Here is a 19,529-nt window from a genome sequence, read left to right as displayed (position 1 = left end):
AGGCACGCGTCGGGAGACGCGCGCCATCCTTTAGTTATCCTAGATTGTGTATAATTTAGCCCCTTGGGAGCTAAATATGGTCTTCTCTCAGCGTTTCTTAACGGGGAATGAGTATGCTTAACCGATGGTAATTTATTGCCCATGGTTAACGGTTATAAGGATATACCATGACAACCAAAGTCTTTTTTTATTTATTAAATGAGCGTTTCGTGGAAAACGATGAGCAAGTGCCGGAGCAAGCGCAGCAAGTGATGTATTACTCTTTGGCGATTGGTCACCATGTGGGCGTGATTGATTGCTTTAAAAAATTGTTAGTTTGCGACTACGATGACTATCAACGTTTTGTCGAAAGTTTTCCGGAAGGGGAGGCACGGCGCAAATTTTCCGGTCTAATGAAATTCGGCGAAATTGTCATTGACTCTAGTCATGTGAATCTGCTTGCCAAAGCTATTGACGAAAATAAAGGAAATTTCACTGCTCAACATCAACAATGGGCTGATATTTTAATGGATACGTTAGCCTCCATTCAGCGTGAGCCGGTGATGTATATTATGGTGAAACGTCGTGACGAATAATGTGATTTTAACTGTTGGCAACAGCATGATGGGAGATGACGGCGCAGGGCCTTATCTCTATCAATTATTGAACGAAAATCCATTGCCAAATTGGACCGCACTTGACGGCGGTTCCGCGCCGGAGAATGTTGCTCACATTGTGCGTGAACTCAATCCTAAACTCTTACTTATTTTCGATGCCGCAGACATGGAATTGGCGCCGGGTAAAATACGCATCATCGAAAAAGATGCCATCGCCGAGATGTTTTTCATGAGTACGCATAATATGCCACTCAATTTCCTCATTGAACAGCTGGAACAAGACATTGAAAAAATCGTCTTTGTTGGTCTTCAACCTGATCTCGTTTCTTTTGGTTTTCCGATGACTGACACCGTAAAAGACTCAGCCCAATTTATGTATGATTTTTTGAAAGACGGACGGGATTTGGCGGAGATTCCGGTGTTGTAAAGAAGTGCGGTGGATTTTCTGAACGTTTTTAAAAATACGACGAAAATGGACCGCACTTTTTGTAGAAAAGAGAGCGGTTAACTTAAAAGCAGGATATTCACTATTCCTCTTTCCCCTTCTTCAACACATGATCCACTATCCACTGATTAAATAGTCCGCTATTCAGTGCCAATTGGCCATCCATTTGTTTGGTAACTAATTCTTTATTCATGAGTTTCTTAATGTTTGTTTGCACCGTACTGGTGGAAATAGCTGAGCTTAATCCTAGATTGTTAGCAATTTGTCGACGAATTTCTTGTTTGTATAAACTTGATTCGCCACGCTGTATGCAAAGTAGGATTTGTTGTTCCAAGGAAGTTAAATGTTGCCACTCTTTGCTATAGTCCGAGCGTTCATGAATTAGGCTTAAACGAGATTCAGCAGCTTCTTCAAGAGGCAGGCTTGGGTCTATGATCATATCTTGTGTAATAGCCCGTAGATATAGCGGAGTGAATTGAAGTTTTTCAAATAAGTTAAAAAACATAGCCTTATCAATTTTATTTCCTGTTCGGTTTTGATAAATATCGGCTAAATAGTCAGTAAATTTTCGATCTAACATCGGAAATTTTATGGTGTGGGAAAAATGAAAAAAAGGCGCTTTGATGTCGTCAAAAATTTCCCGTAAACCGTTGGTGGAAGAACCGGTGAAGATGACTTTTACCTTGGTTTTATTGGTATCAAGACCTGTTCGTAAAGAACGAATCAGTCCTTCAGTTTTAGGAATGCGTGCCAGCTCCTGTACTTCATCAAGCAGCATTAAAGTGGGTTTGTTATCTTTGGCGATTTCATCAATGAGAACATTTATGGGAAATTCCGGCATATCGGTTTCATTTTTTTCAATGCCAACACCAAAGACGTTTATGCTTTTGATTTCTTTTAATGCGGAAGTGGGGCTGATTTCACTTAAGAATTTTATGAGTGCCTGACGAAATTCGCTTTGAATGGACTCTCTGTGTTCATTCATAAAACTGAAATAGAACACATTAAAATTATGTTCTTTGGCCGATTTGGTGACGTCATTAAGCAGAAATTGCGTTTTTCCCATACGACGAGGCGCAAACAGGGTAAAGGCTGAGCTGATGCCTTCTTCAAGATTACGAACCAACAAATCAGCCAATTCGGTTCTTGGATAATAAAGTGGATCGGATTTTACTTTCATTATATTGCCTCATTATGTTTTATTATGCTTAATTTCCATAATTATGTTTTTAATGCATAATTTTACATAGTTATTATGAGAAAACAATATCCGTATAATCCTTAAAAGAATTTACTGAAAACCTGTTCTATATCAATAAAACCATAGTTTTTGTGAGCCTATAAGTAGATTTTAGGGGTAGTATATACCTAAAAATAATTATTCTAAATTTGAATCTCTAACCTCGTGTTGTATCTCAAATAAGGACATTACTATGGCTATTAAAAAAGTGATTACTGTATGTCCGTATTGTGCCTCAGGTTGTAAAATCCATCTTTTGGTGGAGAACAACAAAATCGTGGGAGCTGAGGGTGCAAACGGCAAAACAAACGAAGGGGAGTTATGCCTGAAAGGATATTATGGCTGGGACTTTGTGCATGACACAAAAATCCTGACTCCTCGCCTGACTCAACCGATGATCCGCTACAAACGTGGCGAACCGTTCACTCCGGTGAGCTGGGAAGAAGCAATTTCTTACACCGCTAACCGCCTTAGAGAAATCAAAGAAAAGTACGGCAACGAATCTATTATGGTAACGGGTTCTTCCCGTGGACCAGGCAACGAAGTAAACTTCGTGATGCAAAAATTCGCCCGTGCGGTATTAGGAAATAACAACATTGACTGTTGTGCGCGCGTATGACACGGCCCTTCTGTAACAGGTCTGCTCAAATCGGTCGGTAACGGCGCAATGTCTAACTCAATCGTTGAGATTGAAGATACCAAATGCGTATTCATTTTTGGCTATAATGCCTCCACTTCACACCCTATTGTGGCGCGTCGGATTAACCACGCCAAAGCAAAAGGGGCGAAAATCATTGTTTGTGACCCTCGTAAAATCGAAACTGCCCGTATTGCGGATATTTATGCGCCGCTTGCTAACGGGTCTAACGTAGCATTTTTGAATGCTATGATGAATGTGATTTTGGAAGAAGGGTTGCAAGATCAAAAATTCATTGACGAAAACACCGAAAACTTCGATGCGTTCTATGAAACTGTGAAAGCCTACACACCAGAATCCACTCAACATATTACCGGTATTGAACCAGAAATGTTGCGTGAAATTGCCCGCACTTATGCGAAAGCGGAAACCGCCACTATCTTGTGGGGCATGGGAGTATGCCAATTCCGCCAAGGGGTGGAAACCGTGCGCGCATTGGCAAGCTTGGCAATGCTCACCGGCAATCTCGGTAAACCAAATGTTGGGGTGAATCCAGTACGTGGTCAAAACAACGTACAAGGCGCTTGCGACATGGGTGCGTTATTCAACACATTGCCTGGTTATCAAAGTTTTGCGAACCCTGAAATTAACGCGAAATTTGCGAAAGCTTGGGGCGTGCCGTCTATCCCAACCAAGCCGGGCGTGCCGTTAAGTGAAGTGCCGGAAGCTATCATGGAGGATAAAATCAAGGCATTCTATATTATGGGCGAAGATACATTACAAACTGAGCCTGATATTAATGCCGTTAAAAAAGCCTTTGAGAAAGTAGAATTCTTAATTGTGCAAGATATCTTCATGACACAAACTGCCGCTGAAGCTGATGTGCTCTTACCGGCAACTTCTTGTGCGGAGCATGAAGGCGTGTATAGTGCTGCCGACCGTGGTTTCCAACGTTTTTATAAAGCCGTTGAACCGGTAGGTGATGTCAAGGACGACTGGGAAATCATAAGCCTTATCGCGCAAGCAATGGGATATCCAATGCACTACAACAACACCAAAGAAATTTGGGATGAGTTGCGTGAGCTTTGTCCGATTTACAAAGGGGCGACTTACGAAAAAATGGAAGGCTTGGGTTATATTCAATGGCCGTGTACTGATGAAGGTCCTGAAGATCAAGGTACGCAATATTTGTATAAAGGCCAAATCTTCGACCGTCCAAACGGTAAAGCCGAATTCTTTGCCTGTGACTGGGAACCGCCTATGGAAGATCTTTCCGAAGAATTCCCATTGGTGCTTTCTACCGTACGCGAAGTGGGTCACTATTCCTGCCGTTCAATGACCGGTAACTGCCGAGCACTTGCCGCGCTTGCCGATGAGCCGGGATTCGTACAAATGAACGATCAAGATGCCAAAGAATTAGGCATTAAAAACAATGACCTGGTTTGGATTGCCTCATCACGCGGTAAAGTTATTTGCCGTGCCGATGTCAGTACCCGTACCAACAAAGGTGCTTGTTATATGACCTATCAATGGTGGATTGGTAAATGTAACGAATTAACTGCCGAACATTTGAACCCGGGTTCTAGAACGCCGGAATACAAATACAGCGCGGTTCGCATTGAAAAAATTGACGACCAAGCTTGGGCAGAACGCTATGTGGTAACGGAATATACCAAACTCAAAAACCGCTTGAAACAAACCGCATTAGTGGCTTAGGGTTTGTATAAATTTAGCTAAAATAATGACCGCACTTTTAAGAATGAAAGTGCGGTCGTTTTTTCGAGTGTTTTTTGAATGGCTTTTTTGATGAAGTCAAGACGCACCATAGGTTACATATGGTGCACTACCAATTGTTTCCCTTGATAATCCAACACTTCTGCCTCTAAATTAAATACCGTTTTTAAATTCTCCTTGGTAATCATCTCTTCCGGCGTGCCGATCATGGCAATTTCACCGTTTTTCATAGCGACAATGGTGTCGGCATAGGCGGCAGCCATATTGATGTCATGTACTACCATTACCGTTGTCAGTGCCAGTTCATCGGTAAGTTGGCGTAGCAAGCGCATGAGCTCGCGGGCATGGAACATATCGAGGTTATTTAATGGTTCATCAAGTAGTACATGATCGGTTTTTTGACAGAAGGTCATGGCAATCAAGACGCGTTGACGTTGACCGCCGGAAAGTTCGCTAAGAAAACGATTAGCTAAGGGGGCTAATTCAAAACGTTGTAAGGCATCGCGGATAATGGCATTGTCTTCTTCCGTCGGGCACCCCTGATGGTGCGGATAACGGCCGAAAATCAACAAATCTTTTACCGTAATGCGACTATGAATCACGTTATCTTGGGTCAGAATTGCCAGGTTTTGGGCAATTGTGCGTGATGGCGTGGTGGCAATATCCATATCATTTAGCCAAATTTGCCCTTGTTGAATCGGATTTAAGCGGGCAACTAAAGAGAGTAGCGTGGATTTACCGGCACCATTAGCGCCGATCAATGCGGTAATGCCACCGTTTGGGATGGTGAGATTAATATTATTTAAAATCGTCGCCTGATTAATTTTATAGGTTATATTTTCAATTTTTATCACAAGAAATTCCTTTATTTTGCCCGTCTTAACATCAAATAGATAAACACCAATCCACCGACAAATTCGATAACTACGCTAAGCACACCCTGCATCTTCATTACCTGTTCGAACACGGCTTGACCGCTTACTAATGTGATGGCCGACACCATAAACGTCATTGGGATGCGAATGTTGTGATGCATGGTTGGGCTGATGGCATTGATGATGGCACATACCAATAAGCCTAAAAACAGAATCGGTCCCACAAGTGCGGTGGAAATTGACACTAAAAATGCGCAGCAAATGAGTAATTGGCGGCTGAATTGATGATATTCCAAGCCTAATCCGATAGCGCGTTCACGCCCCAGTAGTAGTACATCTAATTTAAAACGTTGTTGCCAAATCCACAGGGCGCTGACCAATGTAATGATAGTACCAATCCATAATAAGGTTGGGTTCACCGTGTTAAAACTGGCAAAGGAAGATCCTTGTGCAACGGCGAATTCATTCGGATCGATCATGCGCTGTAGCAGGTTATTTACACTGCGGAAAAGCACACCGAAAATAATCCCCACCAAAATCATACGGGCGAGATCGCTGTTGTTTTTGCTGAGTGTACGGAATAACAGGAGTGCGCCAAGTAGCATAAGCAAGGTTTCAAAGGCAAATTTGCCGGCCACATTGAGTTGTGTAAATCCAATCCCGCCGAAGAGAAACACTAAAATGCTTTGCACCAATAAATATAAGGAGTCAAAGCCTAAAATGCTGGGTGTCAGAATCGGGTTATTGGTTAAGGTTTGGAATAGCAATGTAGATATGCCAATGGTGTAGGCCATCATCAGCAATAACAACAGTTTCTTTCCACGAAACGGCAAAATGAAATCCCAGTTACCATTGGCGTGATAGGTCATAAAAAAGACGCAAGCAAACGTGAGTAGGGCACCGAGTAATAACATGACGCGATTATTTTGCATTGGCTTTCCCCTTAAATAACAAATAGAGGAAAATCAATGTGCCGACAATGCCGAAAATGGTCGAAATCGGTACTTCATAAGGTGCGTTAATGACTCGACCTATAATGTCGCAAATCAAGACCAAATTGGCGCCGAGCAACACAACCGAAGGCAGATTTTGGCGTAATCGGTCACCGGCTAAGCGGGAAATAATATTTGGTACAACCAGGCCGATAAAGGGAATTTGCCCGACGGTGACTACGACTACCGCGGTAATCATCGCCACTACAATTAACGCAAACCACGTCATTTGACGATAATTAATCCCTAAGCCGGTACTGATATTTTTCCCCAGTCCGGTAATGCTCAGACGATCGGCCATAATATAAACCACCACAGCAAGGGCGGCGGTAAGCCATAATAATTCATAACGTCCTGCCAAAATGCCGGAAAAATCGCCGGAAAACCAAATGGACAAGGTTTGTAAGCTGTCTGTTTCGTAGGCAAGAAAGGTGGTCATCGCCTCAATAATATTGCCGAACACAATCCCCACCAACGGCACCATGAGACGTTGATGTGGCGGCAATGGCTGTAACAATAAGGTAAAAATGCCCATGCCAATGAGTGCGGAGACGGTGGCGACGGACATTTTGAGAAGCAAGGCGGCGCTTGGAAATAACAGGCTGGTTAATAAAATCCCCAATGCCGCGCTTTGAGTGGCGCCGATCATGCCCGGCTCAATAAAGCGATTTTTTAAGACAATTTGTAATACCATGCCAGCCACGCCAAGAGTCGCCCCCACTAAAATCACGGCGAAGGTACGAGGCAATCGACTGACTAACAGGACTTGCATTTGTTCCGGTTGAGAAAAAAATTGAGACCAATGGAAATCGGCTACGCCCACGGTAATACTTAATGCGGCGAGTAATACAAGAATTAAAAAATTAATCCGATTTAACGTGAAAATTCCAGACATGATGTTTTTTTAAGTAATAAAAACGTTCTCTCCGCTTGGCATGAAGGCGATACAACGGAGAGAACGATAAGCATGATTATTTTTTCTCGAAAGCGGTTTTAATCGCGTTTAAGTCCGTTTTTAATTGTTCCGCACCGCCCGGCGCTAAGTAGGAAGCGCTACTGAGATAAACGACATTACCGTTTTTCCAGGCTTTAGTGCGACGAACCAATTCATTATCCAACACTTCTTTGGCGGTTTTACCTTCTTCGCCAATAGCAGAAATGCGATCTAACACAAACAACCAGTCAGGATTGGTTTTTTCAATAAACTCAAAGCTTGCCGGTTGGCCATGACCGGTACCTTTAATGCTCGGATCCGCCATTGGTACGCCAAGTTCATCATGAATAAAACTTAAACGATAACCGCTACCGAATGCGGAAATTTTGCCACCGTTGACTAAAATAATTAAACCGTTGCCTTTGTCTTTCACGGCAGCTTTAGTGTCTTTTAATAAGGTTTCCAATTCACCTTTTAACTTATCTGCAGCCGCTTGTTTATCAAATAAACGGCCGAAACTGTCAATGCGTTGAATGCCGCTTTCCACCAATTTATTGCCGTTATCGGTTAAATCGATCGTTTTTGCAATAGCGCTGACATCATCAAATTTTTTCGCCGTGCGGGTGCCGACAATAATTAAATCAGGTTTAAGTTCATTTAAGGCTTCAAGGTTTGGCTCAAAAATGGTACCGACATTTTTTGCCGAATCTAAGGTTGGTTTTAGATACGGAAGGAGTTTTGCCACATCCGCTGCGCCATCGACTTTCACACCCAAGGCTTGCAAGGTATCAAGGCTTCCCGTATCAAATACTGCGATTTTGGCTGGCGGTGCTGCTAATGTCACTTCTCCTCGTGCCGTTGGAATCGTAATTTCTTTTGCGCAAGTAGAGACAGCGATGGTGATGCAACTTAATGCTAATAATGTTTTTTTCAACATTCTAAAACCTCTTTATTTGAAATTGAAAATTATTCTCATGCATTCTATCTCAATTTAGTAAAAGGTAAATGTAAATGTTGGAAAAAATCGTTATTTCTCAATGCGGAGAAGAAGATGGAAAGATAAAAGTGCGGTTAAAAAAACGGACATTTTTCTGACTGCACTTTTCCTTTCAAAGCCCCTTTAATTTCCTTACAATAACGTCAACTTTTAACCCATTTTCCCTAATGAAGGAGTTTATTATGATGAATAGAAGACGTTTTATTCAAATCGGTGCAACCAGCGTGTTGGCGCTCAGTTGCCATCGCATGGCGTTCGCGAAAAGCGATAACCAAGTCGATTTACGCATTATCGGTACCACCGATATTCACAGTTTTTTGACGGATTTTGACTATTACAAAGATGCGCCGACAGAGAAATTCGGATTTACTCGTGCAGCAAGTTTGATTCGTCAAGCTCGTGCAGAAGTGAAAAACAGTGTGTTGGTGGATAACGGCGATTTGATTCAAGGCAACCCGATTGCTGATTATCAAGCGGCAGTGGGCTATAAAGAAGGTAAGCCAAACCCAGCGGTGGATTGCTTGAATGCCATGCATTATGAAGTAGGCACATTGGGTAACCACGAGTTTAACTACGGTTTGGATTATTTAGCCGATGCCATCAAACAGGCGAAGTTCCCGATTGTGAACGCCAACGTGGTGAAAGCGGGCAGTGAGGAGCCTTATTACACGCCTTATGTGATTCAGGAAAAAACAGTGGTGGACAATAAAGGCAAGTCACATAAGCTAAAAATCGGTTATATCGGTTTTGTACCACCGCAAATTATGGTGTGGGATAAAGCCAATTTAACGGGCAAAGTGGAAACCCGCGACATCGTAAAAAGTGCGCAAAAGTATGTACCGGAAATGAAGAAAAAAGGCGCGGATATTATCGTTGCATTAGCGCATACCGGCCCATCTGACGAGCCGTATCATGAGGGCGCAGAAAACTCCGCGTTCTATCTTGCGGATGTGCCGCACATTGACGCGGTGATTTTCGGTCACTCCCACCGTTTGTTCCCGAATAAAGAATTTGCCAAATCACCAAATGCGGATATTGCCAAAGGCACCGTAAAAGGCGTGCCGGAAAGTATGGCGGGCTATTGGGCGAACAATATCAGTGTCGTAGATTTAGTGTTGAGCGAGCATAACGGCAAATGGATTGTCACTGACGGCAAAGCGGTATTGCGTCCGATTTATGATGCGGAAAACAAAAAGGCGTTGGCAGAAAATGATCCGGAAATGACCGCACTTTTAAAAGAAACCCATGAAGCGACCCGTAAATTCGTATCACAGCCGATTGGTAAAGCCACCGACAATATGTATAGCTATTTGGCATTGGTGCAAGACGACCCGACCATTCAAATTGTTAACCAAGCGCAAAAAGCCTATGTGGAAAAAGTTGCCCCAAGCGTACCTGCCATGGCGGGCTTGCCAATTTTAAGTGCGGGCGCACCATTTAAAGCGGGCGGACGTAAAAACGATCCGACAGGCTACACTGAAGTGAACAAAGGCGAGTTAACGTTCCGCAATGCAGCGGATTTATACTTGTATCCGAATACCTTGGTGGTCGTGAAAGTCAGCGGTGAACAATTGAAAGAATGGTTGGAATGCAGCGCGGGGATGTTTAAGCAAATCGATCCTGCCAGCGACAAACCACAATCTTTATTGGATTGGGAAGGCTTCCGCACCTATAACTTTGATGTGATTGATGGCGTAAATTATGAATATGATTTAACTCAACCGCCACGTTATGACGGCGAGTGTAAGTTAATCAATCCGGATGCTCACCGCGTGGTGAATTTGACTTATCAAGGCAAACTGGTGGATCCGAAAGCAGAATTCTTAATCGCCACCAATAACTACCGTGCTTATGGTAATAAATTCCCGGGCACCGGCGACAAGCACATTGTTTACGCTGCGCCGGATGAAAACCGTCAAGTGTTGGCGGATTACATCAAAGCCACCAGTGAAAAAGACAGTGCAGTGAACCCAAGTGCCGACAAAAACTGGCGCTTCGTGCCAATCAAAGGCAACGATAAATTAGATGTCCGCTTTGAAACTTCACCAAGTGAGCAAACGGCGCAATTTATCAAAGAAAACGCCCAATACCCAATGAAACAGGTGGGCACTGATGAAGTGGGATTTGCGGTATATCAAATTGATTTATCGGGCAAATAAATTTTTAATAACAAACCACACGTTTTTGTGTGGTTTGTTATTTTGTTTATTCTTACGGGTTAATTAGTAAAATAAGTTTTTAATTTTTGATTTTACATGTTTTTTTATTTACCTCTTGAGAGATAGTTACATGTCAGAAAAACAAAAGAATTCATTACAAGATATTCTGCAAATACCTCAAATTCCAAATGTAGCGTATCCTCTGAAAGCTAAGAACGGCGCAAGTATCTTGCAACAATATTTTAATCACCTTGTCGGTGATGAAAGCGCCCGTTTTCTGTTTAATAACAGCGGACTTTGGCACCAAGGTATTCATTTGCGGGCTTCAAAGTTTCCGAGTAGCGAATTTGAGAATGATAAAATCTGTGTTATTGCCGATGGTAAACTGATTGCCTATAAAGTGGATAGTGAATATAAAGAAGATGGCAAAGCCGAAGTGCCCATGAAAAGTGCGGTATATTCTACGGGCTATTTTCTATTGAAACATGAAGTGACATATCCGAAAGACAATGTGCTGACTTTCTACTCTCTTTATCGGCATACGGCAAAAATGGATGATTATCAGTCATCGGGGGAAGAGATTTTGGCATTAACCAAATCAGCAGATAAATTTCCGGTGGCAATCAGAGAAGATAATAAGGTGATTGCCCGGTTGCCGAATGGATTGGCGTTATTGGTCAGAAAATATCAGAGCAACAAAACTAAGTTTGATGAAGTGACTTGGTATAAGGATGTTAATGGTGTTGAACATAAACCGAAAGCAGGTAAACATTGGAAAGTGTTTAGCGGCTCTTATGAAACCATGATGAGCCAACCGATAAGTGGCATTCCATTCTTGACCCGCCACAATATTGAAACTCTGGTTGACAGTGAAGTAAAACTGGCTGAACCGATAGAGATTAAAGCGGGAGAAGAACTGGGTTTAATGGGCGAATATAACCAAATGGGCGAAAGTGGCGAAAAGCTGTTACACCTTGAAGTATTCACATATGACAACATTGAGCAATTTAAAGCCAAAGCACAAGCCGCTTACAAGCAAGACCGAGACAAGAAAGGCATCAAAGACAACTTTTTATATGTAGCAAGAGGAAGTCAGCTTTACACCCTGCTCAATGACGAAGCGGTAGATCTGGAGACAACGGAAGTCGAAATCATGGTGCCACTGTCCGATGTAGAAAAGAAAACCGTGAAGAAGAAAACGGCTAAAACGGGCAAAGATTACTACAATGTACAATCGTATCTTTATCAACAGGTACAAAGTAATAAAGACGGCGGCATTTATGTGGATAGCAGTCATCTAACCCATGGATTATTATTCCCCGGTGTAAATGTGTTTACTCAAGCAGGCAATGGACTTTGCATCTTCAAACACGCGTTAGATCAGAATATCGACCCAAAAAGTGATTTGACGATTGAGCAGAAAAATGAATTAGACCCGATGTTCAAATCCATTATGGACGAATTGGACTTAGATGTGGATAAAAACACACCGGCGGTATTTGAGGCGGGGAAACTCAAGGATTTATTATTAAATCCGATACAACAAAGAAGACTGACGGGCATTGTTGCCAAGCATGAAAGTGAATGGAAGAAAACAAAATTAGCCGATTTTAAACAAGTCTGTGATGTTTATCGAAATCATGGCAAGGAAGACAGCGCCGCTCGAATTGAGAAACGGGTGGCAGATTTGTCGATAAAATTGGAGGTGGATGGGTTTAATACGGATAAGCAGGCGTATTATTTTCATCCGTTAGGGGTGGTTGGGTGGTTGGCAGCTACCGCGGGTGAGTTTGATTGGTTTGAAACGCCGTTGGTTCAGTTGATAGTTTCAAAAGAATCTAAAGGTTCTTTTAATGCCTACAATATAACTGGTTGGGATGAAAAAGGCAGAAATAGAGTTTATGAAAGTCATTTTGAACCTACAGCGCAGTATTATTTAGAAAAAATGACAATTGCAGAGATTAGGAAAGCACAAACAACAGAGATAGGACCAAATAGAAAACATATGTTAGCAGTTGGTATATTTCAAATGACACCGCCTACATTGAATCTATTTTTAAGATGGTTAAACGGATATAGATCTATTAATAAGGATACTCAATTATTTAATAAAGAATTTCAACAATTAATGCCACTATATTTTTGGGAAAGCAAGAGATCTGATATTTCAGAATATTTTAAAAATCGTAAAACTGTTAAACAAGCAGCATATGCTGTAGCCCAAGAATGGGCATCAGCCGCTGTTCCTGCAGGAGAGCCACTAGTTAAGAAGAAAGGGGATAAAGAAGCAAGAAAATCTGACGGTACAATGAGTTATTATGATTCAGATGGACTAAATAAGGCACATTATTCAGCAGATAAAACTATGTCAGCATTAGAAGAAACAAAAAAAATGATAGAAGATGCTGGCGGTTATGAAAAAGTAAGAGAAATTATTCTATTAAAGCTATCTAATTAGGAGGTAGTATGAAAAATTATATTTATTTATTGTCAGTTTTTGTTTATATCCCTTATGCATATTCAGAGTCATGCTTAGGTGAGAAATATAATGAGGTAATAACTGAATATTTATCAATAATGAATGAGTCGTATTCAAGGGTAAAAAATATTTCAGACTGTCAAGTTAATTCTAGTTTAAATAATTTAGTTTGCTCTAATGATAAATTAAAAAATGAAATGCATTTATTATCAATAGGAGAAATTTATGCCTATGAAAATGCAACGCATACTCCGGTAGCTGACTATTCAACCTATAATAATGATTTTAAAGATTGGTTAAATAATTTAGTAAAGTCGGAAAAAAACAAAGATATTGCTCTGCGTAAGCTATGTTATGTCATAAAGACTAAACTTTCTGATGACTTTGGCAGTGACTTTTCTTATACACCTGATATTTATGAGGTAATATCCAGTAAAGCGAATTCAAATGGTGTGGTTGTTTATAATTTGAGTTCTATAATTTATCTAGGAAAATCTTGCGATGCGGTTGTGTCAGGTTATAAAGATATTAAGAGTATATGGTATAACGATGGTGATCAATTTGTGATAGCTCAATCTGATAAAAATGGAAAATTTGAAGAAAAGTATCGATTTAATCATGATGATAAGGTTGCCAAATTGAATTGTGAAAAACCAAAGAATTAGTCTCTTTAGATTACATTTAAAAGTGCGGTTGATTTTTCAGTATTTATAAAATAAATTGAAAAAAGATCGTACTTTTTTATTGGTTTAATGAACTGAAAATGCTTTTAAACATAAACGCATCTATCTAAATAAACCTATAGAGATTAAAACGGGTGAAGAACAGGACTTAATGGGTGAAGATAACTAACCAGTTGAAACATTAAGAAACTTTTACACTTTGAAGTATTTACTTATATAATATTGAACAATCTAAAATCGAAACAGAAGTGGTGTGCAAACAGAATAAAGCAGGGCGTTGATATAAAGATAAGTTTGTTATCGTGTTAAATAACTCTAAATATAGAGTTATTTATGATAAAAAATTTTTGGTCATTAGTAATGAAGCTATCTCGATAATTTAATATGAAATCTGATTATGCTTTGAGTTTATAAATAAAGCTAGATTAAATTATTAAAATAAATTTATCTATATAGTATATTCTTTAAATTATAACATGTTATCAGTAAATCAAATAAAAACTATATAATTAAATATATTGTTAATATTGGAGTTGGTTAATAAGGTTTATCTTTTCCCTATACAAGCCTCTTTCTACTTGTTAGACTTAACGCAGTAATTACCTATATTCTAAGGAGAAATTATGTATTTTTTAGATGACTTGCCTGTTGCCGCTATTATCTTTGTGGTTTTAGCCGTTGTTGTTCTTTATTCTACATTAAAGACTGTGCCTCAAGGGTATAACTGGACCATTGAGCGTTTTGGTCGCTACACCCGCACCTTAATGCCCGGGTTGAATTTTGTGGTTCCGTTTGTTGATCGTGTTGGTCGTAAAATTAACATGATGGAACAGGTTCTTGACATCCCTTCACAAGAAGTCATTTCAAAAGACAATGCTAATGTGTCTATTGATGCCGTGTGTTTCGTACAAGTGATTGATGCACGAAATGCGGCTTATGAAGTAAATCATTTAGAACAAGCGATTATCAATTTAACGATGACCAATATACGTACGGTTTTAGGCTCAATGGAATTGGATGAGATGCTATCACAACGTGATTCTATCAATAGCCGTTTGTTATCTATTGTGGATGAAGCGACGAATCCTTGGGGAATTAAAGTAACCCGTATTGAGATTCGTGATGTGCGTCCTCCGCATGAGTTGATTGCTGCGATGAATGCGCAAATGAAAGCTGAACGTAATAAGCGTGCCGATATTTTGGAAGCGGAAGGGGTCCGTCAGGCGGAAATTTTGCGGGCGGAAGGTGAGAAACAATCCCGTATCTTAAAAGCGGAAGGTGAGCGACAAGAAGCCTTTTTGCAAGCAGAAGCACGTGAGCGTGCGGCTGAAGCTGAGGCGAAAGCAACGCAAATGGTATCTGATGCGATTGCCAATGGTGACACGAAAGCCATTAATTATTTTATCGCACAGAAATACACGGAAGCCCTAAAAGAAATTGGTGGTGCAGATAACAGCAAAGTGGTTCTAATGCCGTTAGAAGCAGGTAATTTGATGGGATCTATTGCGGGTATTGCAGAACTACTCAAAGGCGATAAAAAAACTAATTAATTGAAGATGCAGAGGTAAATATGGAATGGTTTGTTAATTGGGGCATTTGGCACTGGCTTATTTTAGGGTTTGTTTTGCTCATTGCCGAAATTGCAATGCCGGGAGTGTTCTTGCTATGGTGGGGACTTGCGGCAATTGTTGTTGCGGGAATAATGAAACTGTTTCCAGCTTTACCTCTTTCAGCTCTAGTAGTAATTTACGCCATTATTGCCATCATTTTGAGCGTAATTTGGTGGCGTTATCAGCATAGTAAAGATCAAGCAGACCAATCCCAAAGCGTATTAAACCAACGGGATCATGCGATGATTGGTGCGCGAGGAAAGGTGTTAGAAATGGCCGAAAATGGCATTGGTCGTGGTGCTTTTGGCGATACTACTTGGCGTATTAAAGGGCACGGCTTATCGGTGAATGACCTTATTGAAGTGACTGGTGTTAACAGTATTACATTGAATGTTATCAAAATTAAGGAATAGTATGAAACATTTGATTATTTCTGCGCATCCGAATCCTCAGAGTTTTAACCGAGCTTTAGTTGAGGAAGTTATAAAAGCCACTCGACAAGTGGGGGCGGAAACGGTTGTTCGTGATCTTTATACTTTAGATTTCAATCCGGTGTTGTCTTGGAGTGAGCTAAATGCCACGATGGAAGGCATTGTTCCTGCTGAGATTAAATTTGAACAAAAACTAATTGCGGAAGCAGAGTTAATTACGTTCATTTATCCTCTTTGGTGGATGGGATTTCCAGCAATATTAAAAGGTTATTTAGACCGTGTTTTAAGTTACGGCTTTGCCTACCAAAATGAAAATGGTGTTTCCGTTGGTTTGCTTGGAAACAAAAAGATGCAACATTTTATTACCATGGGAAATGGTATTGAAAAATATCAACAACTTGGCTTTGATAAAGCCTTGCAATCCTGTTTGGTTGATGGGTTGTTTAATTTTTGTGGAATAACAGACATCCAACATGAGGTTTTTGGAAATATTCATTTATTAGATGAGGCGGGGTATCAGTCAGTTTTAACCTCCGTCTTTGAAAAAACATTGGAAAATCTGACCGCACTTTTGCCTTCTGAGAGTGAAAATTAATGCAAGAAAAAATCCAATTAAATCATTTTTCTTTAATTAGCCGATTGTTTGGTAATTTGTTTTATCGACAACCTACTGATAACTTACTTTCCGGTGTATTGACTTGGTTAAAACAAAGCCAATTGTCTGAAGTGTGGCCATTAAGCGAAGATGTAGAAAGTAACAAAGCCTTAGCAGCATTACAAATGCCAATTGATTTAGAAGTATTGGCTCAAGAATATCAAAAGTTATTTGGTGAGAAAGGCACAGTAGCAACTCAAATTTCTGCTTACGATATTTCAGTGGATAATTTTGATAATTTCCGTCAAGTCCGCAATTTACCGCCAAGCGATAACATTGATCATTTTGCCATGTTGCTTTTAACAGCATCATGGTTGGAAGATAATGCCGATTCGTTGTCTGCACAGCAGGAACTGTTTGAACACTTTTTATTGCCTTGCGCAGCGAAGTTCTTAAACAAAGTGGAACAGTCAGCTGGATTACCGTTCTATCGCTCTTTGGCTTATCTTACGCGAGAAATTTTATCTGCTATGGCTGATGAATTGGATGCTGTAGAGTGTATAATACATTGAGTTAAAAATAAAAGGTGAGTTTTAAGCTCACCTTTTTTATTTTATTCCTATATGTTGTACAGATCTGTTTTTTCATCAGGCTGTGTTTTAAAACGACGATGTAACCACATATATTGTTCAACCCCTTTCATAATTTCCGTTTCAATTACTTGATTCATTCGGGTAGCAATCTCGGTTTCATCGTGCAAATCAGAAAAATCTACCGGTGGCGAGATGATAACCGTATAGCCTGAATTATCTGCATTTCTGAGTGGCGAGAAGGGAATAACTTTGCTGTTTGGTGAGGATTTTAATAAATAATAGCTTCCTGTTGTGGTTGCAGCGTAAGGCACGGCAAAAAACGGCACGAATACAGCGTTTTTTCTGCCGTAATCATGGTCGGGTGCGTACCAAATAATATCGCCATGACGAATAGCTTTAATCATGCCGCGTAAATCTTTGCGATCTAGCATATCTTTGTTGGAACGCAATCTGCCTTGAGTTTGAATCCAATCAAATAATGGGTTGTCGTTTGGCCTGTAAACGCCAATACCCGGCTGGTGAATACCGACGATACGAGCCCCTAATTCAAGGGTTAAAAAGTGCACTCCAACGAAAATAATGCCATCTTTCAGATTGTCTTTTAAATATTCCAATCCTTCGATTTTTGACCATTTCTTTATTCGTTGATCCGACCAAAACCATGCCATACCGGTTTCAATGATCGCCATACCGGTGGAACGTAAATTAGCCTGTAAAATCGCTTCAATTTGTTGCGAGGAGTAATCGGGAAAGCAAAGTGCTAAGTTACGTCTGGCAATTTTTGCCCGTCGTTTGCCTACACCTGTTTTCGCGAATAACCAGCCCAACCCATTGCCGATTTTGAGCAATACGGAATAAGGTAAGAGCAAAATTAAGCGAAAAATACCAAGAGCAAACCAAAAGCCCCAATGTTTTGGGTGGAGAAATTCAATTTTAAAAGTAGGAAGAGCGGATTTTGACATAAGGCGTTAACATAAGTCATTAGTAGGTACTTCAATTAGGTTTAGTTTAACGGAATTTTTAGGAAATAGCATTTCCCCTGTGGTAATATTAGCGAAATTTTTTGTTCCTTATTTAAGAGAAAAATCAAATGGCTCAATATTCTGCACAATTTAATCATGCAAAAGTTTTGGTTCTTGGCGATGTCATGTTGGATCGCTATTGGTTTGGTGCGACGAATCGTATTTCGCCGGAAGCCCCGGTGCCTGTGGTACGTGTACAACAACATGAAGAACGTGCAGGCGGTGCGGCAAACGTGGCAATGAATATTGCTTCCTTAAATGTGCCTGTAACATTACTGGGCTTAACCGGTCAGGATGAAGCGGGTGCGGCGTTAACGGCCTTGTTACAAAAACAAAAAATCGATTGTGATTTTGTTCAATTAACCACTCATCCGACTATTACGAAATTACGTATTTTGTCTCGCCATCAACAATTATTACGTCTTGATTTTGAAGAAGATTTCCAAAATGTGATCAGTGAATCCTTGTTGGGAAAATTAGAAAGTGCGGTCAAAAATTACGGTGCTTTGATTCTTTCCGATTATGGCAAAGGTACTTTAAATGAAGTGCAAAAAATGATTCAAATTGCCCGCAATGCCAATGTTCCTGTGTTAATCGATCCGAAAGGTACGGATTTTGAGCGCTATCGTGGCGCGACATTATTAACGCCGAATATGTCTGAATTTGAAGCGGTTGTTGGTAAATGCCATTCTGAGCAAGACGTCATTGATAAAGGTTTAAAATTAATTTCCGAGATAAATTTAACCGCACTTTTAGTAACTCGTTCGGAAAAAGGTATGACGTTATTACGTCCGAATCAGCCGGTTTATCACTTACCAACAGAAGCGAAAGAAGTGTTTGATGTGACCGGTGCAGGCGACACGGTAATCAGCGTGCTTGCGATCGCCTTGGCAGATGGTCGTAGTTTTGAAGAAGCCTGTTATCTCTCAAATGTGGCTGCCGGCATTGTGGTGGGCAAATTGGGTACATCCACGGTTTCTACCGTCGAATTAGAAAATGCGATTCATGGGCGAACCACCACCGGTTTCGGCATAATGACAGAAAGTGAACTTAAGGACGCGGTTAAATTAGCGAAAGATCGTGGAGAGAAAATCGTGATGACTAATGGGTGCTTTGATATTTTGCATCCTGGTCATGTGTCTTACTTGGAAAATGCACGCAAGTTGGGTGATCGTTTAATTGTTGCAGTGAATACGGACAATTCTGTAAAACGCTTAAAAGGTGAAGAGCGTCCAATTAATCATCTGAACTCAAGAATGGCTGTCCTTGCAGGGCTTTCTTCTGTAGATTGGCTGGTTGCGTTTGATGAAGACACGCCGCAACGCTTAATTGGTGAAGTATTGCCTGATTTGTTGGTGAAAGGTGGCGACTATAAACCGGAAGAGATTGCCGGTAGTAAAGAAGTTTGGGCAAATGGCGGCGATGTGAAAGTGCTTAACTTTGAAAACGGTTTTTCTACATCAAATGTGATTAAGAAAATTAAACACTTGGAAAAATAATGACCATA

The 19,529-nt window shown here is 40.6% G+C and carries 17 protein-coding genes; 11 read left to right on the top strand and 6 right to left on the bottom strand.

Going from position 1 to position 19,529, the window contains the following annotated elements; genetic code table 11:
- Window positions 1-167 precede the first annotated feature (167 nt).
- Window positions 168-575, top strand: a complete 408-nt coding sequence (locus EL144_RS09465) for a formate hydrogenlyase maturation HycH family protein (protein WP_005700901.1) — start codon at window positions 168-170, stop codon at window positions 573-575.
- Window positions 565-1,023, top strand: coding sequence for a hydrogenase maturation peptidase HycI (hycI, locus tag EL144_RS09460; protein WP_032995198.1), 459 nt, complete (start codon window positions 565-567; stop codon window positions 1,021-1,023). Before EL144_RS09465 ends, hycI begins: the two co-directional genes overlap by 11 nt.
- A 100-nt stretch (window positions 1,024-1,123) precedes the next feature.
- On the opposite strand, the gene EL144_RS09455 is transcribed toward hycI, so the two are convergent.
- A complete protein-coding gene (locus EL144_RS09455) occupies window positions 1,124-2,221 on the bottom strand; it encodes an ATP-binding protein (protein WP_005703988.1) in 1,098 nt (365 codons plus the stop codon).
- A 259-nt stretch (window positions 2,222-2,480) separates the two neighbouring features.
- Here EL144_RS09455 and fdhF point away from each other — a divergent pair, with 259 nt between their 5' ends.
- Window positions 2,481-4,634 carry a formate dehydrogenase subunit alpha gene (gene fdhF, locus EL144_RS09450; RefSeq protein ID WP_080987871.1) on the top strand — a complete coding sequence of 718 codons (2,154 nt, stop codon included), beginning with the start codon at window positions 2,481-2,483 and terminating at the stop codon, window positions 4,632-4,634.
- Window positions 4,635-4,747: 113 nt separating this feature from the next.
- Here the strand turns inward: fdhF and EL144_RS09445 are convergent, their stop codons facing one another.
- The 4 genes from EL144_RS09445 to EL144_RS09430 all read right to left on the bottom strand — a co-directional run bounded on the left by EL144_RS09445 (window position 4,748) and on the right by EL144_RS09430 (window position 8,390).
- Window positions 4,748-5,506, bottom strand: a complete 759-nt coding sequence (locus EL144_RS09445) for an iron ABC transporter ATP-binding protein (RefSeq protein WP_005703990.1) — start codon at window positions 5,504-5,506, stop codon at window positions 4,748-4,750.
- Between the two features lie 11 nt (window positions 5,507-5,517).
- Entirely contained in the window at window positions 5,518-6,459 is a 942-nt protein-coding gene (locus EL144_RS09440; RefSeq protein WP_032995200.1) for an iron chelate uptake ABC transporter family permease subunit, read from the bottom strand.
- The gene (locus EL144_RS09435) at window positions 6,449-7,414 is read right to left on the bottom strand and encodes an ABC transporter permease (protein WP_005703992.1); all 966 of its coding nucleotides are present in this window, start codon (window positions 7,412-7,414) and stop codon (window positions 6,449-6,451) included. The genes EL144_RS09440 and EL144_RS09435 overlap by 11 nt, the downstream gene beginning before the upstream one ends.
- Before the next feature lie 76 nt (window positions 7,415-7,490).
- A complete protein-coding gene (locus EL144_RS09430) occupies window positions 7,491-8,390 on the bottom strand; it encodes a siderophore ABC transporter substrate-binding protein (protein WP_005703993.1) in 900 nt (299 codons plus the stop codon).
- 242 nt (window positions 8,391-8,632) lie between these two features.
- Here EL144_RS09430 and cpdB point away from each other — a divergent pair, with 242 nt between their 5' ends.
- The 7 genes from cpdB (at window position 8,633) to EL144_RS09395 (ending at window position 16,979) form a co-directional block, all read left to right on the top strand.
- Window positions 8,633-10,609 (top strand): 2',3'-cyclic-nucleotide 2'-phosphodiesterase, encoded by a 1,977-nt coding sequence (gene cpdB, locus EL144_RS09425; protein WP_005703994.1) that lies wholly within the window; start codon window positions 8,633-8,635, stop codon window positions 10,607-10,609.
- A gap of 130 nt (window positions 10,610-10,739) precedes the next feature.
- Window positions 10,740-13,067, top strand: a complete 2,328-nt coding sequence (locus EL144_RS09420; protein WP_005703995.1) for a hypothetical protein — start codon at window positions 10,740-10,742, stop codon at window positions 13,065-13,067.
- An 8-nt stretch (window positions 13,068-13,075) separates the two neighbouring features.
- Complete coding sequence (locus EL144_RS09415; protein WP_005703996.1) at window positions 13,076-13,753, top strand: hypothetical protein; 678 nt, start codon at window positions 13,076-13,078, stop codon at window positions 13,751-13,753.
- Window positions 13,754-14,394: 641 nt separating this feature from the next.
- Window positions 14,395-15,321: an SPFH domain-containing protein gene (locus EL144_RS09410; RefSeq protein ID WP_005703997.1), complete on the top strand. Its 927-nt coding sequence runs from the start codon at window positions 14,395-14,397 to the stop codon at window positions 15,319-15,321.
- 20 nt (window positions 15,322-15,341) lie between these two features.
- Window positions 15,342-15,794: an NfeD family protein gene (locus EL144_RS09405; protein WP_005703999.1), complete on the top strand. Its 453-nt coding sequence runs from the start codon at window positions 15,342-15,344 to the stop codon at window positions 15,792-15,794.
- A 1-nt stretch (window position 15,795) separates the two neighbouring features.
- The gene (locus EL144_RS09400) at window positions 15,796-16,407 is read left to right on the top strand and encodes an NAD(P)H-dependent oxidoreductase (RefSeq protein WP_005704000.1); all 612 of its coding nucleotides are present in this window, start codon (window positions 15,796-15,798) and stop codon (window positions 16,405-16,407) included.
- On the top strand, window positions 16,407-16,979 hold the full coding sequence (locus tag EL144_RS09395) for a TorD/DmsD family molecular chaperone (protein ID WP_005704001.1): 573 nt from the start codon (window positions 16,407-16,409) through the stop codon (window positions 16,977-16,979). The genes EL144_RS09400 and EL144_RS09395 overlap by 1 nt, the downstream gene beginning before the upstream one ends.
- Before the next feature lie 47 nt (window positions 16,980-17,026).
- Here EL144_RS09395 and EL144_RS09390 read toward each other — a convergent pair whose 3' ends face one another.
- Entirely contained in the window at window positions 17,027-17,962 is a 936-nt protein-coding gene (locus tag EL144_RS09390) for a Kdo(2)-lipid IV(A) acyltransferase (protein WP_005704002.1), read from the bottom strand.
- 128 nt (window positions 17,963-18,090) lie between these two features.
- Here EL144_RS09390 and hldE point away from each other — a divergent pair, with 128 nt between their 5' ends.
- Entirely contained in the window at window positions 18,091-19,521 is a 1,431-nt protein-coding gene (hldE, locus tag EL144_RS09385) for a bifunctional D-glycero-beta-D-manno-heptose-7-phosphate kinase/D-glycero-beta-D-manno-heptose 1-phosphate adenylyltransferase HldE (RefSeq protein ID WP_005704003.1), read from the top strand.
- Window positions 19,522-19,529: the final 8 nt, after the last annotated feature.

The organism is Aggregatibacter aphrophilus ATCC 33389 (genome assembly GCF_900636915.1).
Lineage (GTDB): Bacteria > Pseudomonadota > Gammaproteobacteria > Enterobacterales > Pasteurellaceae > Aggregatibacter > Aggregatibacter aphrophilus.
The sequence above is the reverse complement of the archived record's forward strand: the minus strand, read 5'-3'. Positions and strand labels throughout refer to the sequence as shown.

Bases quoted from the DNA above. Each gene is read 5' to 3' on its own strand.
- EL144_RS09410 (WP_005703997.1), top strand. From the start codon at position 14,395: ATGTATTTTTTAGATGACTTGCCTGTTGCCGCTATTATCTTTGTGGTT.
- EL144_RS09405 (WP_005703999.1), top strand. From the start codon at position 15,342: ATGGAATGGTTTGTTAATTGGGGCATTTGGCACTGGCTTATTTTAGGG.
- EL144_RS09455 (WP_005703988.1), bottom strand. From the start codon at position 2,221: ATGAAAGTAAAATCCGATCCACTTTATTATCCAAGAACCGAATTGGCT.
- EL144_RS09465 (WP_005700901.1), top strand. From the start codon at position 168: ATGACAACCAAAGTCTTTTTTTATTTATTAAATGAGCGTTTCGTGGAA.
- EL144_RS09440 (WP_032995200.1), bottom strand. From the start codon at position 6,459: ATGCAAAATAATCGCGTCATGTTATTACTCGGTGCCCTACTCACGTTT.
- EL144_RS09400 (WP_005704000.1), top strand. From the start codon at position 15,796: ATGAAACATTTGATTATTTCTGCGCATCCGAATCCTCAGAGTTTTAAC.
- EL144_RS09395 (WP_005704001.1), top strand. From the start codon at position 16,407: ATGCAAGAAAAAATCCAATTAAATCATTTTTCTTTAATTAGCCGATTG.
- hldE (WP_005704003.1), top strand. From the start codon at position 18,091: ATGGCTCAATATTCTGCACAATTTAATCATGCAAAAGTTTTGGTTCTT.
- EL144_RS09430 (WP_005703993.1), bottom strand. From the start codon at position 8,390: ATGTTGAAAAAAACATTATTAGCATTAAGTTGCATCACCATCGCTGTC.
- EL144_RS09390 (WP_005704002.1), bottom strand. From the start codon at position 17,962: ATGTCAAAATCCGCTCTTCCTACTTTTAAAATTGAATTTCTCCACCCA.
- EL144_RS09415 (WP_005703996.1), top strand. From the start codon at position 13,076: ATGAAAAATTATATTTATTTATTGTCAGTTTTTGTTTATATCCCTTAT.
- cpdB (WP_005703994.1), top strand. From the start codon at position 8,633: ATGATGAATAGAAGACGTTTTATTCAAATCGGTGCAACCAGCGTGTTG.
- EL144_RS09420 (WP_005703995.1), top strand. From the start codon at position 10,740: ATGTCAGAAAAACAAAAGAATTCATTACAAGATATTCTGCAAATACCT.
- EL144_RS09435 (WP_005703992.1), bottom strand. From the start codon at position 7,414: ATGTCTGGAATTTTCACGTTAAATCGGATTAATTTTTTAATTCTTGTA.